Source organism: Brevibacterium sp. LE-L (assembly GCF_050214925.1).
Taxonomy (GTDB): domain Bacteria; phylum Actinomycetota; class Actinomycetes; order Actinomycetales; family Brevibacteriaceae; genus Brevibacterium.
Genome location: NZ_CP189759.1, coordinates 579,751 through 595,953 on the forward strand (window position 1 = coordinate 579,751; position 16,203 = coordinate 595,953).

Sequence of the window (16,203 nt, forward strand, 5' to 3'; positions counted from 1 at the left end):
GCCAGTGTAGTACAGTGTACTAGTACGCCGTACTAGACAGAGCATCGACCCTGTGGAAAGGGAGTCCGAAATGATCGAGAGCCTCCAGGAATTCGCCGCGTCCATTCCCGACTGGCTGCAGTGGGCGGGCATCCTTCTCGTCTCCGCCATCCCCTTCGTCGAGTCCTACTTCGGCTCGGTCATCGGTGTGGCGATCGGCCTCCACCCGGTCGTCGCCATCCTCATGGCCGTCATCGGCAATGTGATCTCGATGCTCGCCTTCGTCTATGGAACCGGTGCCATTCGCGACAGGGCGACGAAGAACAAGGAACCTGATGAGTCGCCGAAACGGCAACGGCTCAAGCGCATGTTCGACAAGTTCGGCGTGCCGGGAGTCTCGCTGCTCGGCCAGACCTTCCTGCCCTCACAGATCACGTCCTCGGCGATGGTCGGCTTCGGTGCGAACCGCAATGTCGTCGCCTTCTGGCAGGTCATCTCGATCATCATGTGGGGAGTGCTCTTCGGCGTGCTCGCAACGCTCGGCATCGAACTCGCGCTGCGCTGAGTCGAGGACGGGGCCTCCGGCCGGGTCGCGTCAGTGCCTCCACCTAGACTGGCCCCATGACGGAAAGCATCCCGACGTCCCCGCCCGTTTCGGCAACTCCCGACGACTTCGCCGCCTCCGCTCAGCGGATCCTCGCCGAACTGACCGCAGACCCGAGCGCGCAGTTCCGCGACGGTCAGCTCGAGTCGATCCGTGACCTCGTCCAGGGCAAGAAACGCGTGCTCGTCGTCCAGCGCACGGGGTGGGGCAAGTCGGCTGTGTACTTCGTCGCCACCCGCATGCTCCGGGCCTCCGGCACCGGACCCAGCCTCATCATCTCGCCGCTGTTGGCGCTCATGCGCGACCAGATCGCCGCTGCCGAGCGTGCCGGTGTCCGTGCCGCCAGTCTCAATTCCTCGAACGTCACCGAGTGGGACTCCGTGCTCGAGGACCTCAGAGCCGGCAGCCTCGATGTCCTCCTCGTCTCCCCGGAGCGGCTGAACAACCCGCAGTTCCGCGACGAGGTGCTGCCGCAGCTGCTGTCCTTCCTCGGCCTCATCGTCGTCGACGAAGCCCACTGCATCTCCGACTGGGGGCATGACTTCCGCCCCGACTACCGCCGCATCGGCCGGATCCTGTCCGAACTGCCGACGAACACCCCGGTGCTCGCGACGACCGCGACCGCGAACTCCCGGGTCGTCGCCGACGTCGCCGAACAGCTCGGCGACGACACCACCGTCGTCCGCGGCGAACTCGCCCGCGACTCGCTGCGGCTCGGGGTCCTGCCCGGACTCGACGCCAGTGCCCGCATCGCCTGGTTGGCCTCACACCTGGGTGACTTCACCGGCTCCGGCATCGTCTACACCCTCACCGTCTCCGCCGCCGAGGACATCACCCGGATGCTGCGCGAGCAGGGCCACGAGGTCCGCGCTTATACGGGCCGGACCGATGCCGAAGAACGTGCCGAACTCGAACAGCAGCTCAAGGACAACCGCCTCAAGGCGCTGGTGGCCACCTCGGCGCTGGGCATGGGCTTCGACAAACCCGACCTCGGTTTCGTCATCCACATCGGGGCACCGTCCTCGGCCGTGGCCTATTACCAGCAGGTCGGTCGTGCCGGCCGCGCTACGGACTCCGCCGATGTGCTCCTGCTGCCCGGTGCCGAAGACGAACAGATCTGGGAGTATTTCGCCACCGCATCGATGCCGAACCAGAACGACGCGAATGCTGTGCTCGCGGCCCTCGCCGAGGCGGACGGCCCCCTGTCCGTGGCCCGCTTGGAGACGCTGGTCGGAACCAAGAGGTCCCGTCTGAATCTGCTGCTCAAGACCCTCGAAGTCGAAGACGCCGTGTCCAAGGTCCGCGGTGGGTACGTCTCCACCGGGATGGGCTGGGCCTATGACCGGGAGCGATACGAAAAGGTCGCGGCCGTCCGCGCCGAAGAGGCCCGGGCCATGCTCGACTACGAAGCGACCGGTCAATGCCGGATGGAGTTCCTCATCCGGCAGCTCGACGATCCCGACCCGCAGCCATGCGGGCGCTGCGACAACTGCGCCGGTGTGTGGTTCTCCGCTGAGATCTCCGACGAGCAGCGTCAGGCTGCGGCCGGGAACCTCCACAAGATCGGCTTGCCCATCGAACCGCGCAGTACGTGGCCCAGCGGGTTGGCCAATATCGGCGTGCCTCTCAAGGGCCGGATCCCCGCGGAAGAACTCGCCGAGGAAGGGCGTGCGATCGCCCGCCTGTCCGACCTCGGGCAGGGGCAGACGCTGCGGTCATTCCTCGCCTCCGATGCTCCCGATGTCGAGGTCCCCGGGCAGATCGGCAAGTGGTGCCTTGAAGTGCTTGCTCAGTGGGATTGGAATTCTCGCCCCGAGGTAGTCGTCTCGATTCCGAGCGGCCGTCGCCCCGTGACCGTTCGGTCCTTGGCTGAGAATCTCGCTGCGGCCGGTCGTCTCGCCGACGGGGGTGAACTGCTTCAGATCGGCGACCACGGCACCCCGGACGTCAACAGCGCCTTCCGAGTCAAAGACCTCTATGAGGCCTTCGTCGTCCCGCCCGAGGTCGAAGAGGCCGTGGCCGGGAAGTCGGTGCTGCTCGTCGATGACGAGGTCGTCTCTCGGTGGACGATGACGGTCTGCGCACGCTTGCTGCGCAGGGCGGGAGCCACCTCGGTGCTGCCATTCGCGCTCGCGCTGCGGGCCTGATGCGGGTGGGTCTGCGGGGCTGACGGGGTGGTGCCGAGGTCCTGAGGACACTGGCTTCGGCACCCTGCGGGCTCAGACCGCGCGGAGGTCCCTGACCAGCCTCGGCGTCGACCTGCGTCCGACCCGTCCGACCCATACCGGCCACGGATATGCCAGGCGGATGTGGAAGTAGTTGATGTACTCGGCCGCCGCGAACAGCCAGACGAACACGACGAGGACGGCACTGAGGCTGGGTCCGGGCCAGGTGGCAACGACGCCGATGCCGCAGCCGAGAATCACGATCGGATCGAGAACCCGCAGTCCTCGATAGATTCGAGCGAAATGGGGCGGAATCGTGGCGGGCAGGTGTTTCCGGGCAAGCAACCAATAGACGCCGCCCTGAACGAGGACGGACAGCAGTGGAGCCACAGCGAACCACAGTGCCGCCTCGGCGCCGTCGGCGGCGACGAACGCGAGATTCGACGGCACTGCGGCAAAGACCGCCGCGGCGACGATCTCCCCGACCCCGAGGCTGAGGAGCCGTTTCCGCAGCGGCCCGAAACGTACTGCGACCGCGGTCTCGTGGCCGGTCACGGGTTCTGCTGCAGCTGGAACGTCGCCCCTTCCGGATCCGTGACCGTGACGATGCGACCGTACGGGGAGTCTTCGGGACCGGCGAGCACCTTGCCGCCGAGCTCGGTCACCTTCGCTGCCGCCGCATCGGCGTCTTCGACGTTGAAGTAGGTGCGCCAGTGGGAATTCCGCGCCCACTCGCTGGCATCGCAGATTCCGGCCACGGCATCATCTCCGTCGCCGTGCGTTGAGTAGGGGAACCCCTCCATCGGGGTGATGTCGAAGGAGAAGACCGTGCCGTAGAACTCGTTCGCGGCCTGGTAGTTCGTCGTCATGAGCTCGAACCACACCGGCGTGCCCGGGGTGAGCGGAGTGTCGAAGCCGGAGAACTCGCCGGGCTGCCACATGCCGATGGGCGATCCCGTCGGGTCGACGACAACGGCCATCTCTCCGAGCGGGCCGACGGGCATCGGACCGACGACATTCGCGGCACCGGCGGCCAGCGCGGCCTTGTGGACTCCGGCGATGTCGGCAGTATGCAGGTAGGTCGACCACGCGGTGGGCATCTCCGGGCTCGGGGTGCCGTCCATGTTCATCGCCTGCATGCCGCCGCCGACGGCATTGCCGTCCTTCGTGATCATGGTGTAATGCCCGAAGTCGGGGCCCTGGTCGGTGAATTCCCAGCCGAAGAGCTGGTTGTAGAAGTTCTGGGCGGCCTCGAAGTCCTGGCAGACATAGTCAATCCAGATCGGCTGGCCTTCACGGGGATTGAGCGGCATTGCATCTCCTCTATCGGGTGGATTCTCTTCAGGGGACGACAGCGGCCCGAGTGGACGAGGTGGGAGTGCGGGGATCCTATTGCCAGGAGCGGGTGAAATCGTCGAAGCAGTCGGTCAGCGCCGCTTGCAGCAGCGGACCGAAGGTCACGCGTCCCACCCCGAGTTCGGTGAGCTGGCCGAGGTCGAGCTCCTCGGGGACTGCTCCCTTGATCGGATGAGCGGTGACGTTCAACGGCAGAGTGACCTGGGCGAGGATCGATTTGAGGGTGCCGACATCGGGCAGGCGGACGGGGTAGACGGAGTCCGCACCCGCCTCGGTGCACAGACGGAGACGACGGACAGCCTCGGCGGTGGGGTCATCGAAATCGCCGGGAAATTTGAACACGTCGGTCCGCGCGTTGATGACGACGTGGACCCGCTGAGCTTCGGCGGCCTGCCGGAGGCTCCAGATGTAGGCGGCATGCTCGTCGGGACTGCGCATGCTGCCGCGACTGTGGATCGTGTCCTCGATATTCACCCCGACGGCACCGGCTTCGAGGAGCCCGGCGATGAGTTCGGGAGCCGGGGTGTCATAGCCGGATTCGAGATCCGCGGTGACCGGAACGTCCACCGCCGAGGTGATCCTCGAGATTCCTTCGAGCGCCTGCTCGAGGGTCATGTTCTCCCCATCGGCATGGCCGAGAGAATCGGCCAGCGGGTGCGAACCGATGCTCAAGGCGTTGAAGCCGACGTCGACCATGGCGCGTGCCGACCAGGCATCCCAGACGGTCGGCAGTACGAGGGGCTCGTCCTGATGGTGTCCCTGCAGCAGGGTGAAGGCGCGTTCGGCAAGAACCGTGTAATCGACCATGGACAATACTGTTCCACTTCGCGGGCCCGACACGCCAGGGTTCTCAGCGGTTCACCAGAAGGTTTCAGACTCGGGCGGTGATACCGTGAACGACATCTGAGGTTGTCTCACAGAGGGGCCGAGGTGGTCGGTTCGGGCATCATCCGCGTTTCGCCCAAACCTGAGCGGGTATGGGCGCTCCTCGCTGTGCTTGCCGGTCTGCTCGTCATCCTCATCGAAATCCCCGCGGCACTTCTGTCCGAGGGCACCTATTCGTTCGTTCGGCAGTCGATCAGCCACCTGGGCGTGACAGGGTGCGGGGAATGGTCCGTCGCCGACGCCCCGATCGAGGTGTGTTCGCCTGCGCACCCGCTCGTCAACGGATCCTCCATCCTCGGCGGATCGATCCTCGCGGTCATCGCTTTGGTCTGGCACGACTGGATCGCGCCGACGGTCTGGGGCAGGTGCGGTTCCTTCCTCCTCGCCGGGGGCGGGATGCTGCTGGTCGGAACCGGGATGGTCCCCGCCGACATCGACCCCACCCTGCATGCGGTCTTCGGCTTCGGTGGTGCCGCGGTGCAGAACCTCGGGCTGCTGGCCGCCGGCATCGCGATGTCGAGGTGGCCGGAGAAGAGGTGGATCGGGCCTGCCGAATTCGGTGGACTCACCGTCGGCTTCGGCGCACTCGGGTTCGCCGGAACCCTGCTCATGGCCGCACCCGAGAGCTGGAATCTGCCGGTCGGCATCATCGAGAGGGTCGCTGCCTACCCGTTCTTCGTCTGGTTCGTCCTCACCGGGTGGAAGCAGCTGCGCGATGCCGCGAAGAGGCGACGTGAACTGGCAGAAGGACGCTGAGAAGTCGAAGCACCGCGGCCCGTGGGTCCGAACCCGAAAACCTGTGCAGCGATCACTGAGCTATCCTTAGTGAACAATGTTCGCAAAGGAGACTCATGAAGATCCTTGTCCTCGCGCCTGGTTCCCGCGGCGACGTCGAGCCTGCTATCCGCATCGCCTCGGGACTCATCGCCGACGGGCACCGGGCAACGATCGTCACTCATGCCGACTACGAGCAGTCCGTGACTGCCACCGGCTGCGAATCCGTATCGTTCACCGTTCCCCTCGAACCGCCACGGCCGCCCGGTGGCAAAGCTCCGGGAGCCCGCGGTTACCTTGCCCACCTGAAGGCCTACATGCTCGACCATGCCCGCGCTGCGCTCGCCGCCGCAGCGGGCGGTGGGTTCGGGGCTGTCATCGCGAACCCGATTTCGCCGTATGGTCACGACATCGCCGAAGCGTTGGATGTGCCCTCGGCCGAGGCGCTGCTGCAACCGGCCGAGCCGAGTCGAGGCTACCCACCGATGATCGCCTTGAACCTCGATCTCGGGCCCGTCCTCAACCGCGGTTTCGGCCGCCTGGTCCGACGCTTCCCCGCTCCCGTCGACGCAGCAGTCGCTCATGTGCGCAGGGAACTGGGACTGCCGGATGAGAGCCGCCGTGCAGGCGCCCGCCGACGGCTGAGCGCCGGCCTGCCCATCCACCACGGCATCTCGCCTGCAGTCCTGCCGCGTCCCAACGACTGGCCGAGCAACCTCAGCCTCGACGGATTCTGGTGGCCCGTTGAGGACGAGAGCTGGACACCCGCGGTCGAACTCGTCGACTTCCTCGCTGCTGGGCCCGCGCCCGTCCTCATCACTTTGGGCAGCGTCGATACCGGCGGAAGTTCGGCGGTGACTGACTTCGCGGAGGCCACCGACCGCCGAGTGATCGTGCAGGGGGCCTGCGGCAGCAACCTCGCCGAGGCGGCTCCGCACCGAGTCTTCGCCGCGGACCATGGGCCTCATTCCTGGCTGCTGCCGCAGGTCGCGGCGGTCGTGCATCAGGCCGGTGCCGGAATCACCGCGGCCTGTCTGCGTGCCCAAACCCCGAGTGTCCCGCTGCCGCAGCACACCGACCAATTCTTCTGGGCGCGACGCGCACACGAACTCGGCACCGCGGTCACCCCGCTCACCGGAACGCGCGTGAGCGGAGAAGGGCTGTCTGCAGGTGTGGAGCAGGTTCTCGGTGACTCAGGGTACCGGCAGCGCGCCTCTCAGATCGCTGCTCGACTCGACGACGGCGACAGCACGGCACCGCTGCGCCGGTGGGCAGCGGAGTGCGATGGCTGAGGAGGGCGCGACGACGGACAGGCACGTCAGGCCTGCCATCGGGATCGGCCGGCCGGCGAAGTTGAACCGGACCGTGATCGTTCGAGCCGCGACCGCTCTGGCCGATCGCAGCGGACTCGAAGCCGTGACCATGCGCGCCGTGGCCGCTGAGCTCGACAGTGCTGCAGCGGCCCTGTACCGGTATGTGAGGAACCGTGAGGAGCTTGTCAACCTCGCCCGCGACAGCGTAATGACCGAACGAGGCGAAGCCACGGCGACCGGAGACTGGCAGACCGATCTGCGGACTTTCACACACGGCCTTCTCGAACTGCACTTCGCGCATCCGTGGCTCGCCGCGGGCGGCCTGCCGACGAAGCTCGGCCCACGGGCCGTGGACGTCGTCGAGACAGCCATGTCACTGATCGCTCCTCATCCGGCGGGCCGGGGCCAGAAGTATTCGGCGATCGCAGTGCTCTTCGAGCTCGTCGCGGGGTTCGCCCGCAGCGCTGCGGCGACGCAGCCGCTGATCGCCGACTTGGCCCCGCGCCCGGGTGAACCAGACGCCGATCGCGACGAGGCCGCCGGCGATCACTCCGAGACGATCAATGGGCCGGACTTCGAGGCCCAGCGCGCGCATGCACTCACCGTCATCCTCGCGGCGACGTGTGGAGTTCTCGACAGCGAGCAGCTGCACACCCGAAGAGATCCCTGACGATCTGAGCGACCCGATGCGCGTATGACCGGTCGCCGCAGGCACCCACGACCGTGCCATGATCGCTCACAGACGCGGGGTCCGCGGCGGCACCTCCCGGCGCGCTCCCGTGGCTTCGAACGCCGCGGCGATCTTGATGAGCGCGGTGTCGTCCCAGCCGCGGCCCGCGATCGTCAGACCCACCGGAATGCCGGTGTCGGCCATCGTGCCCATCGGCACCGTCACCGAGGGGATGCCGAGATGACGCGGCACAAGGTTGCCGTTGGCCACCCATGTGCCGTTGCGCCACCCGAGATCAGCCGAGGCCTCATCGACGTCCATGTCCGCCGGTCCCACATCGGCCATCGCCGGGAAGACCACGGCATCGAGTCCGTTGGCATCCATCCACTCTTCGAGGTCGACACGGCGAGTCTCCTCGAGCCCGCGCACACCGGATTCGAGCTCCGGGATCTCCGTCAGCGACGCATAGCCATTGGCCCGCACCTGTTCCGGATAGGTCGCGATATCGTCGTCGAAGCCGAAATACCGGTCGGGCAGCGCACCCTCGGGCTGCGGGAAGATCAACGCCCCGTCGACCTCGGCGAGCGTGGGCAGATTCGGATCCCCATTTGCTGAGAGGAAATCGTCCCACGCCCACGAGGAGAGGTCGTTGATCTCCCGATCGAGATACTCAGGTGAGACGAGTCCGCGAGTCCTGATCGTCGGAGCGCCGAGGCGGTCGCCCTCGTAATTGCTCACGACCGGGAAATCCGTCTCGACAACCTCGGCGCCGGCGGCTTCGAAATCGGCCCGCGCGGCCTGCCACGCCTCGATCACCGAGGCACGAGTGACGACCCGCTGTCCCGTGGGCCCGCCGATCCCGCCGTCCGGATTCGTCCCGGCCTCGTCATCGGCGTTGATGTACATCCGCGGCACTCCGAGGCGGGCACCGGCGAGCACCGACCGGGCCTCCTCGGCTGACTCCGGCAGCAGCGAGGCATACGAGGCTGGGCGCACAGCGCTCGCCTTCGGAATGCTCACCCAGGGTTGGACGCGCCAGAAATCGCCGCGGGTCTCGGCATCATCGTCGACGATGACGTCGAGGACCTCGAGCAGATCAGCCATCGTTCGGGTGTGGGGGACCACGACGTCCATGGTCGGCACGAGCGGCCAGTTCCCGCGCACGCTGATGACCCCGCGCGAGGGCGTGTAGGCGATGAGCGCATTGTGCGAAGCCGGTGCCCGACCGGACGACCAGGTCTCTTCCCCGAGGCCGAAAGCCGCGAAGCTCGCGGTTGTGGCGGTGCCCGAGCCGTTCGAAGATCCCGAGGCGAATGCGCTGGTCAGCCAGTCCGCGCTGTACGGGCTCTCGGCGCGGCCGTAGAGCCCGCGCTGCATGCCACCGTTGGCCATCGGCGGCATGTTCGTCAGGCCCAAGCAGATGGCACCGTCGGCGCGCAGGCGTTCGATCGTGAACGCATCCTTCTGCGCGATCAGATCGGCGAACGCCGGCGACCCGGACGCGACCGTGAGGCCGGCGACCATGTAGCTGTCCTTCGCCGTGTACGGAATCCCGTCGAGGGGGCCGAGCGTGGTCCCGGCGGTACGTCGTTCGTCGGAGGCGGCAGCCTCGGTCAGCGCTTGGGGGTTCGCAACGATCACGGAGTTGAGCTTCGTGCCGGTATCCCGGCCGTCGAATGCGGCGATCCGATCCTGATAGGCCTCGACGAGCTCCACCGAGGTGGTGCGGCCGTCCTCAAGGGCCGACCGCAGATCGGCGATGGACGCTTCGACGACGTCGAACTTCGACATGTTCATCCTCCGGGCACTCGACGGTGCGTGCGCGATGTGGGTGTGTTCCTGCCCAGGGTAGCGCCGATCCGGTCGTGATGGGCTGCGGATTCCGTTGCCGACGCTCGGTACGATCAAGGCATGACGGTCAACGCAATCATTCTCACTGGGGGTCGTTCCCGCCGTTTCGGCGGCGAGTACAAACCCGGGGTCGACGTGGGCGGGAAGTCGACGATCTCACGGATCCTCAACAGTATCCGCAGGCTTGACACGGGGCATCTTGCAGAGGCCAGCGGCGATGCGGGTAGCGACGCCGATTCCGGTCAGGTTTCGATCACGTGCTCCGAGGTGTGGGTAGCCGGACCCGTGGGCGGTCTGTCGGCCGCAGAAAAGGCGACCGTTCACGAAGTGCGGGAGGAGCCCGCGTTTGCCGGGCCGCTGGCAGGAATTGCGGCCGCCGTGGCTGCGATGTCGCCTTCCGAAATCATTCTCGTCCTCGCCGGGGATATGCCGATGATTACAGCGAGCCACCTCGGCAGACTCATCCACGCCTGTCGAGAAACCGGACGGCTGGCCACTGCGAAAGATGATCGCGGGAAGACGCAGTTTTTGTGTGCGGCGTGGCCATCCGAACTGCTGCGCGGTCGCCTCAACGGCATCGGCGATCCCACCGACCGGGCGGTCAGACTCCTGTTCTCCGGTCTCGAACCGACCGTGGTCGACGTGGACCCGGACGTGGTGAGCGATTTCGACACCGCGGCCGAGCTCGAAGCGATTCGAACTCGGCTGCAGTGAATGTTCCGGCGAACCGTGCGACGGCGGTCATCGTGACTCACGACGGTCGCCTCGGCGAGGGTCTTCAGCCGTCGATCTGCGTCTGTTCGACGGCCTCGACGGCTTCTTCGGGACTCAGGCGGCAGGCGATGCCGATGTAGAAGACGATGATCGAGAAGATCACGGTGACGATCTCGCCGACGATGAAGCCGAGGAGGTCGAGGCCGCCGCCGTAGTGACCGATGAAGCTGAGGACGACGAGCCCGACCATCCACAGCAGCATCCACCAGCCCGAACGCATCTTCAGATCCGGCAGGCGGGACTTGTCCTTGGCGAAGATGTGGTGGGCGATCATCACGACATAGCCGATGGCCACGGCGAGGAACAGCTTCCAGTTCGTCTCCCACCCCGTCCAGTAGACGATGAGGTTCGCGCAGACGAACCCGATGATCGGCAGCGCATCACCGCCGGGCAGCTTGAAGGGGCGATCCTGCTCGGGTAGCTGACGGCGCAGTGCCGCCACCACGACGGGGCCGGTGGCGAACGAGAGCACCGTGCCCGAGGTGATGAAGCCGACGAGCTTCGCCCAGGACGGGAACGGCAGGAACATGATGCACGAGACGACGAAGACCATGAGCAGCGAGATCCACGGCACGCCGTTCTTGTTGAGCTTCGCCAGGGCGCGGGGTGCGTTGCCGACCTTCGCCTGCGAGTACGACAGGCGTGGAGCCAGAGCGGTGTAGATCAGACCGGTGTCGGCGGGGGAGATGATCGCATCACCGTAGAGGATGATGGCCAGCCACACCGCTCCCAGCAGCAGGGAGATCTCGGCCAGAGGGCCCGCATCGTTGGTGAACGCGAGGTTCGCCCAACCGTCCTTGAGCAGGTCGGTCGGCAGAGCGCCGATGAAAGCGGCCTGCAGGAGGATGTAGATGGCTCCGGTGACGAGGATCGATCCGACGACGGCGAAAGGCACGTTCTTCTGTGGGTTCGTCGTCTCGCCTGCGAACTCCACGCCCTGCCGGAATCCGAGGTAGGAGAAGACGATGCCCGCGGCGGGTAGGGCGGCGAGGATCGGGCTCACTCCGTTGGGCGCGAAGCCGCCGAACTGCTGTGAGGTGAAGTGGCCGGGGTTGAAGGCCAGTGCGAAGAACACGACGATGACGAGGACGATGACGACGAGCTTCCACCACACGAGGATGTTGTTGAAGCGGGCGAACAGCGAGACGCCGTAGAGGTTGATGATGCTGAAGACGAGCATGAGCCCGATGCTCACCGCGATGCCGGGGCCGGTGAGGACGGCGACGTCATCGACGGTGTGCATGAGCCAGGGCAGATAGCTCGAAGCGTACTGCACGGCCGCCATGACCTCGATCGGCACGGTCGCCGCGACGGAGAGCCAGGTGATCCAGCCTGAGGTGAAGCTGGCGAAGGATCCGAACGAGAAGTGCGGGAAGCGGATGACACCGCCGGCGACGGGGAACATCACGCCGAGTTCGGCGTAGTTGAGTGCCACGAAGATCATCATCACCGCGCCCAGGGCCCAGGAGATCAACGAGGCGGGTCCGACCATCACCGAGGCGTTGAAGGCTCCGAAGAGCCAGCCGGAACCGATGATCGAGCCGACCCCTGTGAACAGCAGGCCGATCTTTCCGATATCTCTCTTCAGTCCCTTGTCGCTGCGGACGTCGACCTTCATCGGTCTGCCGGCACCGGAGGCCGCAGCTCCGGGTGTCGGGGGATTCATGGTGGACATCTTTGCCCCTTCGTTTTCGAAACCATTTTCGACTGTTGAAGTCTGCGCCGCCCTGTGGGTGATGTCAATCACTGTCAGAGCGTTTGCGGCTCATTTGAGAGGGCACCTTTATACACCAGATGACCAGCGACGATGCTCAGTTTTCCGAGTCGCGGAGTCGGCGATCTGCGATTGGATCCAATCGCGTGGGAAATGGCGGAATCGATGCCGGAATCGCGGATGGCAGTGACAAGGAGAAGGGGTCGATTGGATCCGATCGGCGGAAAGTCTCACAGATTTCCCTCAGCGCAGATCGGCGGCTGTGTAGGGTGATGGCGACGGATTGCAATTGGGTTGCGATTTTTCGCCCGTTCGGCGCGTCGCGCCGAACGTCGGGGTCGAGCGCGAAGGATCTCATCCGCAGGAGGGAGTGCGCGATGACCCACGATCCAGGTCGCAGTGCCGCGATCGCGGCAGAGCTGCGGGCGCGCATCATCGACGGTCAGCTGCCGCCGGGGGCGCGCATCCGGCAGGAGGAGATCGCCGATGAGTTCGGCGTCAGCCGGATCCCCATCCGTGAGGCCCTGCGCAGCCTCGCCGCCGCCGGACTGATCACGCTGGTGCCGTCGACGGGGGCGTGGGTGACCGAACTCAGCCTCGAGGAGTGCCGCGAGGTCTACCTCATGCGCGAACGCCTCGAGCCGCTGCTGCTGTCGATGGCGATCCCCCTGCATGCCCCGGAGGCGATGGCGGATTTCGTCCACCTCGCCGAGGCGGTCGAGTCCGCGACATCGGCCGGTGAGTTCCTCGAACGCGACCGCGACTTCCACCGCGCGATCATGGCCGTGCCCGATGCGGCACGGCTGAGCGAGACCGTCGACCACCTGTGGAACCTCAGTCACTACTACCGCAGGCGGCTGCTGACCGCCGATGTGCACCGACGCAAGACCGACATCTTCGCCGAGCATCGGATGATCCTGCGCGCGATCGAGATCGAAGATATCGAATCCGCCGAGGCGGCCATGGCTTCCCATATCCGCCACACCCGCCGACTCGTCGAAGCCGATCCGCAGCTGTTCGAGCGAGGCTGAACCGTCCGCTCGGGACGGGGCCGACTCAGCCCTGTCGAGCTTTGAATCGGGGATTCTTCTTGTTGATGACGTAGACGCGTCCGCGTCGACGGACGACCTGAGAGCCGGGCTGGGACTTCAGGGACCGCAGTGAACGTCGAACCTTCATGAGTGTCACTCCTTAGTGAGAACGAGTATCATTAACAGTAATACTATGGTCTCAGACGAAGGGAAGCGAATGCAGGACTCATTCGAGAGTGCGCGAGCACCGGTGGCCGGTGAGATCGAAGCGATCGCGGTCGTCGGTCTCTGCGCCGCGGAGCGACGGCGATATGCGATGGCGCTGGCGGGAGCGCGCGATTATGTGTTCGTTCCCGCGGAACAGACCGTGCAGGGCATCGAGGTCATCGACCGCCTCGTCGCCCTGGTTGCGATGACGCCGAGTGTGCGCGGCTTCGTGCTCGAGTACGACGATGAGACGAGCTGTGCGGAGATCATCGGCGCCCTGAGTGCCCCGGAGTCCCGGGCCGTCCTGACCGATCTCGTGTGTGTGCTCGACCTCGTGTGCCTGCCTGCCGATCTGGGCTGCGAAGACCGTTCCGCGCTGCTCGTCGATCAGGTCGAATTCGCCTCCACGCTCGTCCTGCTCGAGCCCGGAGAGCGGATCGACTTCGCCGGCTTCGCCGCCGCCCTCGGTCTGGTCGGGCACCTGGCGCCGGAGGCCAGGCAGTTCATCGCCGAGGCAGACGCCGTGCATGCCCCGGAGCGCTGGGACTTCGGCGGGCGACCTCCGGCGGCCGGGTGGACGGCGATCCTCAACGCGGAGTTTCGGCCGCCTGCCCATACGGGAGGCGTCGGGGCCTGCCGCTACGAGCAGGCGCGCCCGTTCCACCCGCAGCGCCTGCAGGCGGTGCTCACTGCCGCACTCGGCGAAGGCCGCTGGGGCCGAATCGTGCGCTCTGCCGGATTCGCCAGACTGGCGTCCCGGCCCTATGTCAGCGCGCATTGGGACCAGGCCGGAAGCCTGCTGAGGCTGACGCCGCTGTCGGCGGGCCCGTTTGTCGGTGCTGGGGCTGAGCTGCTCGCGTGGGGACAGGAGCTTGCCGTCATCGGCTTCGACCTCGACGAGGCGGGGCTGTGCGAAGCGCTCGATCGTGCGGTGCTCACCGATGCCGAACTGCTGGCCGGACCGATGGCCTGGTTGGAGTACACGGACGAATTCCCCGCCTGGGACACCGCGCACCGGAGCTGACGGCGTCTACACCGCGGCAGCCGCCCGGCACTCGGCGCACAGGCCGAAGATCTCGAAGACATGGTGTGTGATCTCGAATCCGTTCGAGGCCGCAGTCGTGCGCATCCAGTCCTCGCTCGGCGGGTCGATCTCGACGGCGGTGCCGCAGCGCTCGCAGACGAGATGATGGTGATGCTCGGTCTGCGTGCAGGCGCGGAAGAGCTGAGTCTCGGCGACGGTGATCGTATCGGCCTCACCGCTGTGACCGAGCGCATTGAGCTGGCGGTACACCGTGGCCAGGCCGACGCTCGCGCCTTCGTCCTCGAGGCGGCGGTGCAGCTGCTTGGCCGAGACGAAGCGGGTTTCGGACTCCAGGGCTGCGCGGATGAGGGCCTTCTGCGCGGTGCTCCGCGGCTTCTTCGGTGGAGACGCCATGGGACACCCTCCTCGGGCGGGTCGACGGTACACGCATATGCACGCGCGTGCATATGCGGAAGAAGTAATGAAACACGTTACCATTAACGCTCGGAACTCTCGCGGGGTCGTCGTTCGGAACTCCCGCGGGGCCACCGGCCGGGCGCCGAGCGGGAAGAAGACGACCGGCGGCGACACCGAGACGAAGCGCCGCGAGAAGGGGAGGCGAAATGGGCGGAGCCAAGCGCAGGCCGGCGATACCGGTCATCCTGCTCACCGGCTACCTCGGCGCCGGGAAGACGAGTCTGCTCAACCATCTGCTGCGCCACCCCGACGCCCGCATCGGAGTCATCGTCAATGACTTCGGCGATCTCAACATCGACGCCGGCCTCGTCGTCGGTCAGGTCGACGAACCGCTGTCGATCGCCGGTGGATGCGTGTGCTGTCTGACCGACGACTCGGAGCTCGAGGACGCTCTCGTGGCGATGACGAACCCGAAGCTGCGCCTGGATGCGATCATCCTCGAAGCCAGCGGATTCGCCGAACCCCTGACCCTGGCCCGGATGATCACGCGCATGGGCCAACATCGGTTCCACCTCGGCGGGGTCATCGACGTCGTCGACGCGACCATGCACTTCAAGACCGTCGACACCTCGAGCCTGCCGCCGCTGCGCTACGCGGCCACGACCCTGGTCGTGGTCAACAAACTCGACGAGATCCCCGGGAGCGACCGCGACCCCGCGGTTGCCGCCGTCCGCGATCGCGTCCACCAGCGCAACCCGCGCGTCATCGTCATCGGCACGAGTCATGCCCGCATCGATCCCACCCTGATCTTCGACCCGGGCGAGGGCGACCGCAGGTCTGCCGAATCCCGCCGAGGCGACGGCGAAGTGAGCACCGAAACGACTCAACCCGAACTGCCGATCCGGGAGCTGCTGCGTCAGGCCTACGCCGAGGCCGCAGCCGAACAGGCCGGAGACGACGGAGCCTCCGAAGAGCTCATGCCCCACCGGCATGCGCGGTCGGTGACCGTCACGGGGCGCGGATGCGCCGATCCCGATGCTGTGATGGACTTCGTCGAGGACCTGCCTCCGGGCGTGTACCGCGTGAAGGGAACCGTGCAGGTGGCCGTGGGGTCCGGGCGGCGCCGCTTCGGAGTGCAGGCGGTCGGCCCGAACGTCTACGTCGCCGAGGCGGGCAGGCCCGTTGCCACGACTCGGGATCCGGATGGGGCCGCGGGGGACGGTGACCGGCAGGACGCCGAAGCGCAGGACGCGGTCGCGCAGGATGCCGACAGCGTCCTCGTCGTCATCGGTGAGGACTTCGACGCCGAGGCGGCTCGCTCCTCTCTCGTCGCCGCGCTCAATCCCGGGGCCGACAACTCCGCGGTGCCGAGCCCGGAACGCGCCGAACGGCTCCTCCACCACGTGCGTCTGCACAGCTGAGCCAGAGGCAATCCTCCG

16 protein-coding genes are annotated in these 16,203 nt (G+C 66.5%); 9 read left to right on the plus strand and 7 right to left on the minus strand.

Translation table 11 applies throughout. The features are described 5' to 3' along the window. Positions 1–70 precede the first annotated feature (70 nt). On the plus strand, positions 71–544 hold the full coding sequence (locus ACQE2J_RS02555) for a hypothetical protein (protein ID WP_135539806.1): 474 nt from the start codon (positions 71–73) through the stop codon (positions 542–544). 56 nt (positions 545–600) lie between these two features. Next, on the plus strand, positions 601–2,730 hold the full coding sequence (locus ACQE2J_RS02560; protein ID WP_135539808.1) for a RecQ family ATP-dependent DNA helicase: 2,130 nt from the start codon (positions 601–603) through the stop codon (positions 2,728–2,730). Positions 2,731–2,802: 72 nt separating this feature from the next. On the opposite strand, the gene ACQE2J_RS02565 is transcribed toward ACQE2J_RS02560, so the two are convergent. The 3 genes from ACQE2J_RS02565 to ACQE2J_RS02575 all read right to left on the minus strand — a co-directional run bounded on the left by ACQE2J_RS02565 (position 2,803) and on the right by ACQE2J_RS02575 (position 4,911). Continuing rightward, positions 2,803–3,303, minus strand: coding sequence for a hypothetical protein (locus tag ACQE2J_RS02565; protein ID WP_205683342.1), 501 nt, complete (start codon positions 3,301–3,303; stop codon positions 2,803–2,805). Next, entirely contained in the window at positions 3,300–4,061 is a 762-nt protein-coding gene (locus ACQE2J_RS02570) for a VOC family protein (RefSeq protein ID WP_135539810.1), read from the minus strand. Before ACQE2J_RS02570 ends, ACQE2J_RS02565 begins: the two co-directional genes overlap by 4 nt. 76 nt (positions 4,062–4,137) lie before the next feature. Next, a complete protein-coding gene (locus ACQE2J_RS02575) occupies positions 4,138–4,911 on the minus strand; it encodes an isocitrate lyase/PEP mutase family protein (protein WP_135539812.1) in 774 nt (257 codons plus the stop codon). Positions 4,912–5,013: 102 nt separating this feature from the next. On the opposite strand from ACQE2J_RS02575, the gene ACQE2J_RS02580 reads away from it, so the two are divergent. The 3 genes from ACQE2J_RS02580 (at position 5,014) to ACQE2J_RS02590 (ending at position 7,746) form a co-directional block, all read left to right on the plus strand. Further along, positions 5,014–5,745 carry a DUF998 domain-containing protein gene (locus ACQE2J_RS02580; RefSeq protein WP_167854413.1) on the plus strand — a complete coding sequence of 244 codons (732 nt, stop codon included), beginning with the start codon at positions 5,014–5,016 and terminating at the stop codon, positions 5,743–5,745. Between the two features lie 95 nt (positions 5,746–5,840). Then, positions 5,841–7,055 (plus strand): glycosyltransferase, encoded by a 1,215-nt coding sequence (locus ACQE2J_RS02585; RefSeq protein ID WP_426937007.1) that lies wholly within the window; start codon positions 5,841–5,843, stop codon positions 7,053–7,055. Positions 7,056–7,128: 73 nt separating this feature from the next. Further along, entirely contained in the window at positions 7,129–7,746 is a 618-nt protein-coding gene (locus tag ACQE2J_RS02590; RefSeq protein ID WP_426937008.1) for a TetR/AcrR family transcriptional regulator, read from the plus strand. A 66-nt stretch (positions 7,747–7,812) separates the two neighbouring features. Here ACQE2J_RS02590 and ACQE2J_RS02595 read toward each other — a convergent pair whose 3' ends face one another. Then, on the minus strand, positions 7,813–9,537 hold the full coding sequence (locus tag ACQE2J_RS02595; protein WP_135539821.1) for an amidase: 1,725 nt from the start codon (positions 9,535–9,537) through the stop codon (positions 7,813–7,815). Between the two features lie 120 nt (positions 9,538–9,657). Between ACQE2J_RS02595 and mobA the strand changes: the two genes are divergently transcribed. Next, complete coding sequence (gene mobA / locus ACQE2J_RS02600) at positions 9,658–10,311, plus strand: molybdenum cofactor guanylyltransferase (RefSeq protein WP_135539823.1); 654 nt, start codon at positions 9,658–9,660, stop codon at positions 10,309–10,311. A gap of 64 nt (positions 10,312–10,375) precedes the next feature. Here mobA and ACQE2J_RS02605 read toward each other — a convergent pair whose 3' ends face one another. Continuing rightward, positions 10,376–12,046, minus strand: a complete 1,671-nt coding sequence (locus ACQE2J_RS02605) for an APC family permease (protein WP_205683343.1) — start codon at positions 12,044–12,046, stop codon at positions 10,376–10,378. Between the two features lie 416 nt (positions 12,047–12,462). On the opposite strand from ACQE2J_RS02605, the gene ACQE2J_RS02610 reads away from it, so the two are divergent. Further along, a complete protein-coding gene (locus ACQE2J_RS02610; RefSeq protein WP_167854415.1) occupies positions 12,463–13,116 on the plus strand; it encodes a GntR family transcriptional regulator in 654 nt (217 codons plus the stop codon). Positions 13,117–13,141: 25 nt separating this feature from the next. On the opposite strand, the gene ykgO is transcribed toward ACQE2J_RS02610, so the two are convergent. After that, positions 13,142–13,264, minus strand: coding sequence for a type B 50S ribosomal protein L36 (gene ykgO, locus ACQE2J_RS02615; protein ID WP_039212194.1), 123 nt, complete (start codon positions 13,262–13,264; stop codon positions 13,142–13,144). Between the two features lie 69 nt (positions 13,265–13,333). Between ykgO and ACQE2J_RS02620 the strand changes: the two genes are divergently transcribed. After that, complete coding sequence (locus ACQE2J_RS02620; protein WP_426937009.1) at positions 13,334–14,347, plus strand: GTP-binding protein; 1,014 nt, start codon at positions 13,334–13,336, stop codon at positions 14,345–14,347. A gap of 6 nt (positions 14,348–14,353) precedes the next feature. Here ACQE2J_RS02620 and ACQE2J_RS02625 read toward each other — a convergent pair whose 3' ends face one another. Further along, on the minus strand, positions 14,354–14,761 hold the full coding sequence (locus tag ACQE2J_RS02625; RefSeq protein WP_135539828.1) for a Fur family transcriptional regulator: 408 nt from the start codon (positions 14,759–14,761) through the stop codon (positions 14,354–14,356). A 209-nt stretch (positions 14,762–14,970) separates the two neighbouring features. On the opposite strand from ACQE2J_RS02625, the gene ACQE2J_RS02630 reads away from it, so the two are divergent. After that, positions 14,971–16,185, plus strand: coding sequence for a CobW family GTP-binding protein (locus tag ACQE2J_RS02630; protein WP_135539830.1), 1,215 nt, complete (start codon positions 14,971–14,973; stop codon positions 16,183–16,185). Positions 16,186–16,203 lie beyond the last annotated feature (18 nt).

Coding starts and splice junctions, on each gene's coding strand:
- ACQE2J_RS02555 (WP_135539806.1), top strand. CDS start 71: ATGATCGAGAGCCTCCAGGAATTCGCCGCGTCCATTCCCGACTGGCTG.
- ACQE2J_RS02560 (WP_135539808.1), top strand. CDS start 601: ATGACGGAAAGCATCCCGACGTCCCCGCCCGTTTCGGCAACTCCCGAC.
- ACQE2J_RS02570 (WP_135539810.1), bottom strand. CDS start 4,061: ATGCCGCTCAATCCCCGTGAAGGCCAGCCGATCTGGATTGACTATGTC.
- ACQE2J_RS02575 (WP_135539812.1), bottom strand. CDS start 4,911: ATGGTCGATTACACGGTTCTTGCCGAACGCGCCTTCACCCTGCTGCAG.
- ACQE2J_RS02585 (WP_426937007.1), top strand. CDS start 5,841: ATGAAGATCCTTGTCCTCGCGCCTGGTTCCCGCGGCGACGTCGAGCCT.
- ACQE2J_RS02595 (WP_135539821.1), bottom strand. CDS start 9,537: ATGTCGAAGTTCGACGTCGTCGAAGCGTCCATCGCCGATCTGCGGTCG.
- mobA (WP_135539823.1), top strand. CDS start 9,658: ATGACGGTCAACGCAATCATTCTCACTGGGGGTCGTTCCCGCCGTTTC.
- ACQE2J_RS02605 (WP_205683343.1), bottom strand. CDS start 12,046: ATGTCCACCATGAATCCCCCGACACCCGGAGCTGCGGCCTCCGGTGCC.
- ACQE2J_RS02610 (WP_167854415.1), top strand. CDS start 12,463: ATGACCCACGATCCAGGTCGCAGTGCCGCGATCGCGGCAGAGCTGCGG.
- ykgO (WP_039212194.1), bottom strand. CDS start 13,264: ATGAAGGTTCGACGTTCACTGCGGTCCCTGAAGTCCCAGCCCGGCTCT.
- ACQE2J_RS02620 (WP_426937009.1), top strand. CDS start 13,334: ATGCAGGACTCATTCGAGAGTGCGCGAGCACCGGTGGCCGGTGAGATC.
- ACQE2J_RS02625 (WP_135539828.1), bottom strand. CDS start 14,761: ATGGCGTCTCCACCGAAGAAGCCGCGGAGCACCGCGCAGAAGGCCCTC.
- ACQE2J_RS02630 (WP_135539830.1), top strand. CDS start 14,971: ATGGGCGGAGCCAAGCGCAGGCCGGCGATACCGGTCATCCTGCTCACC.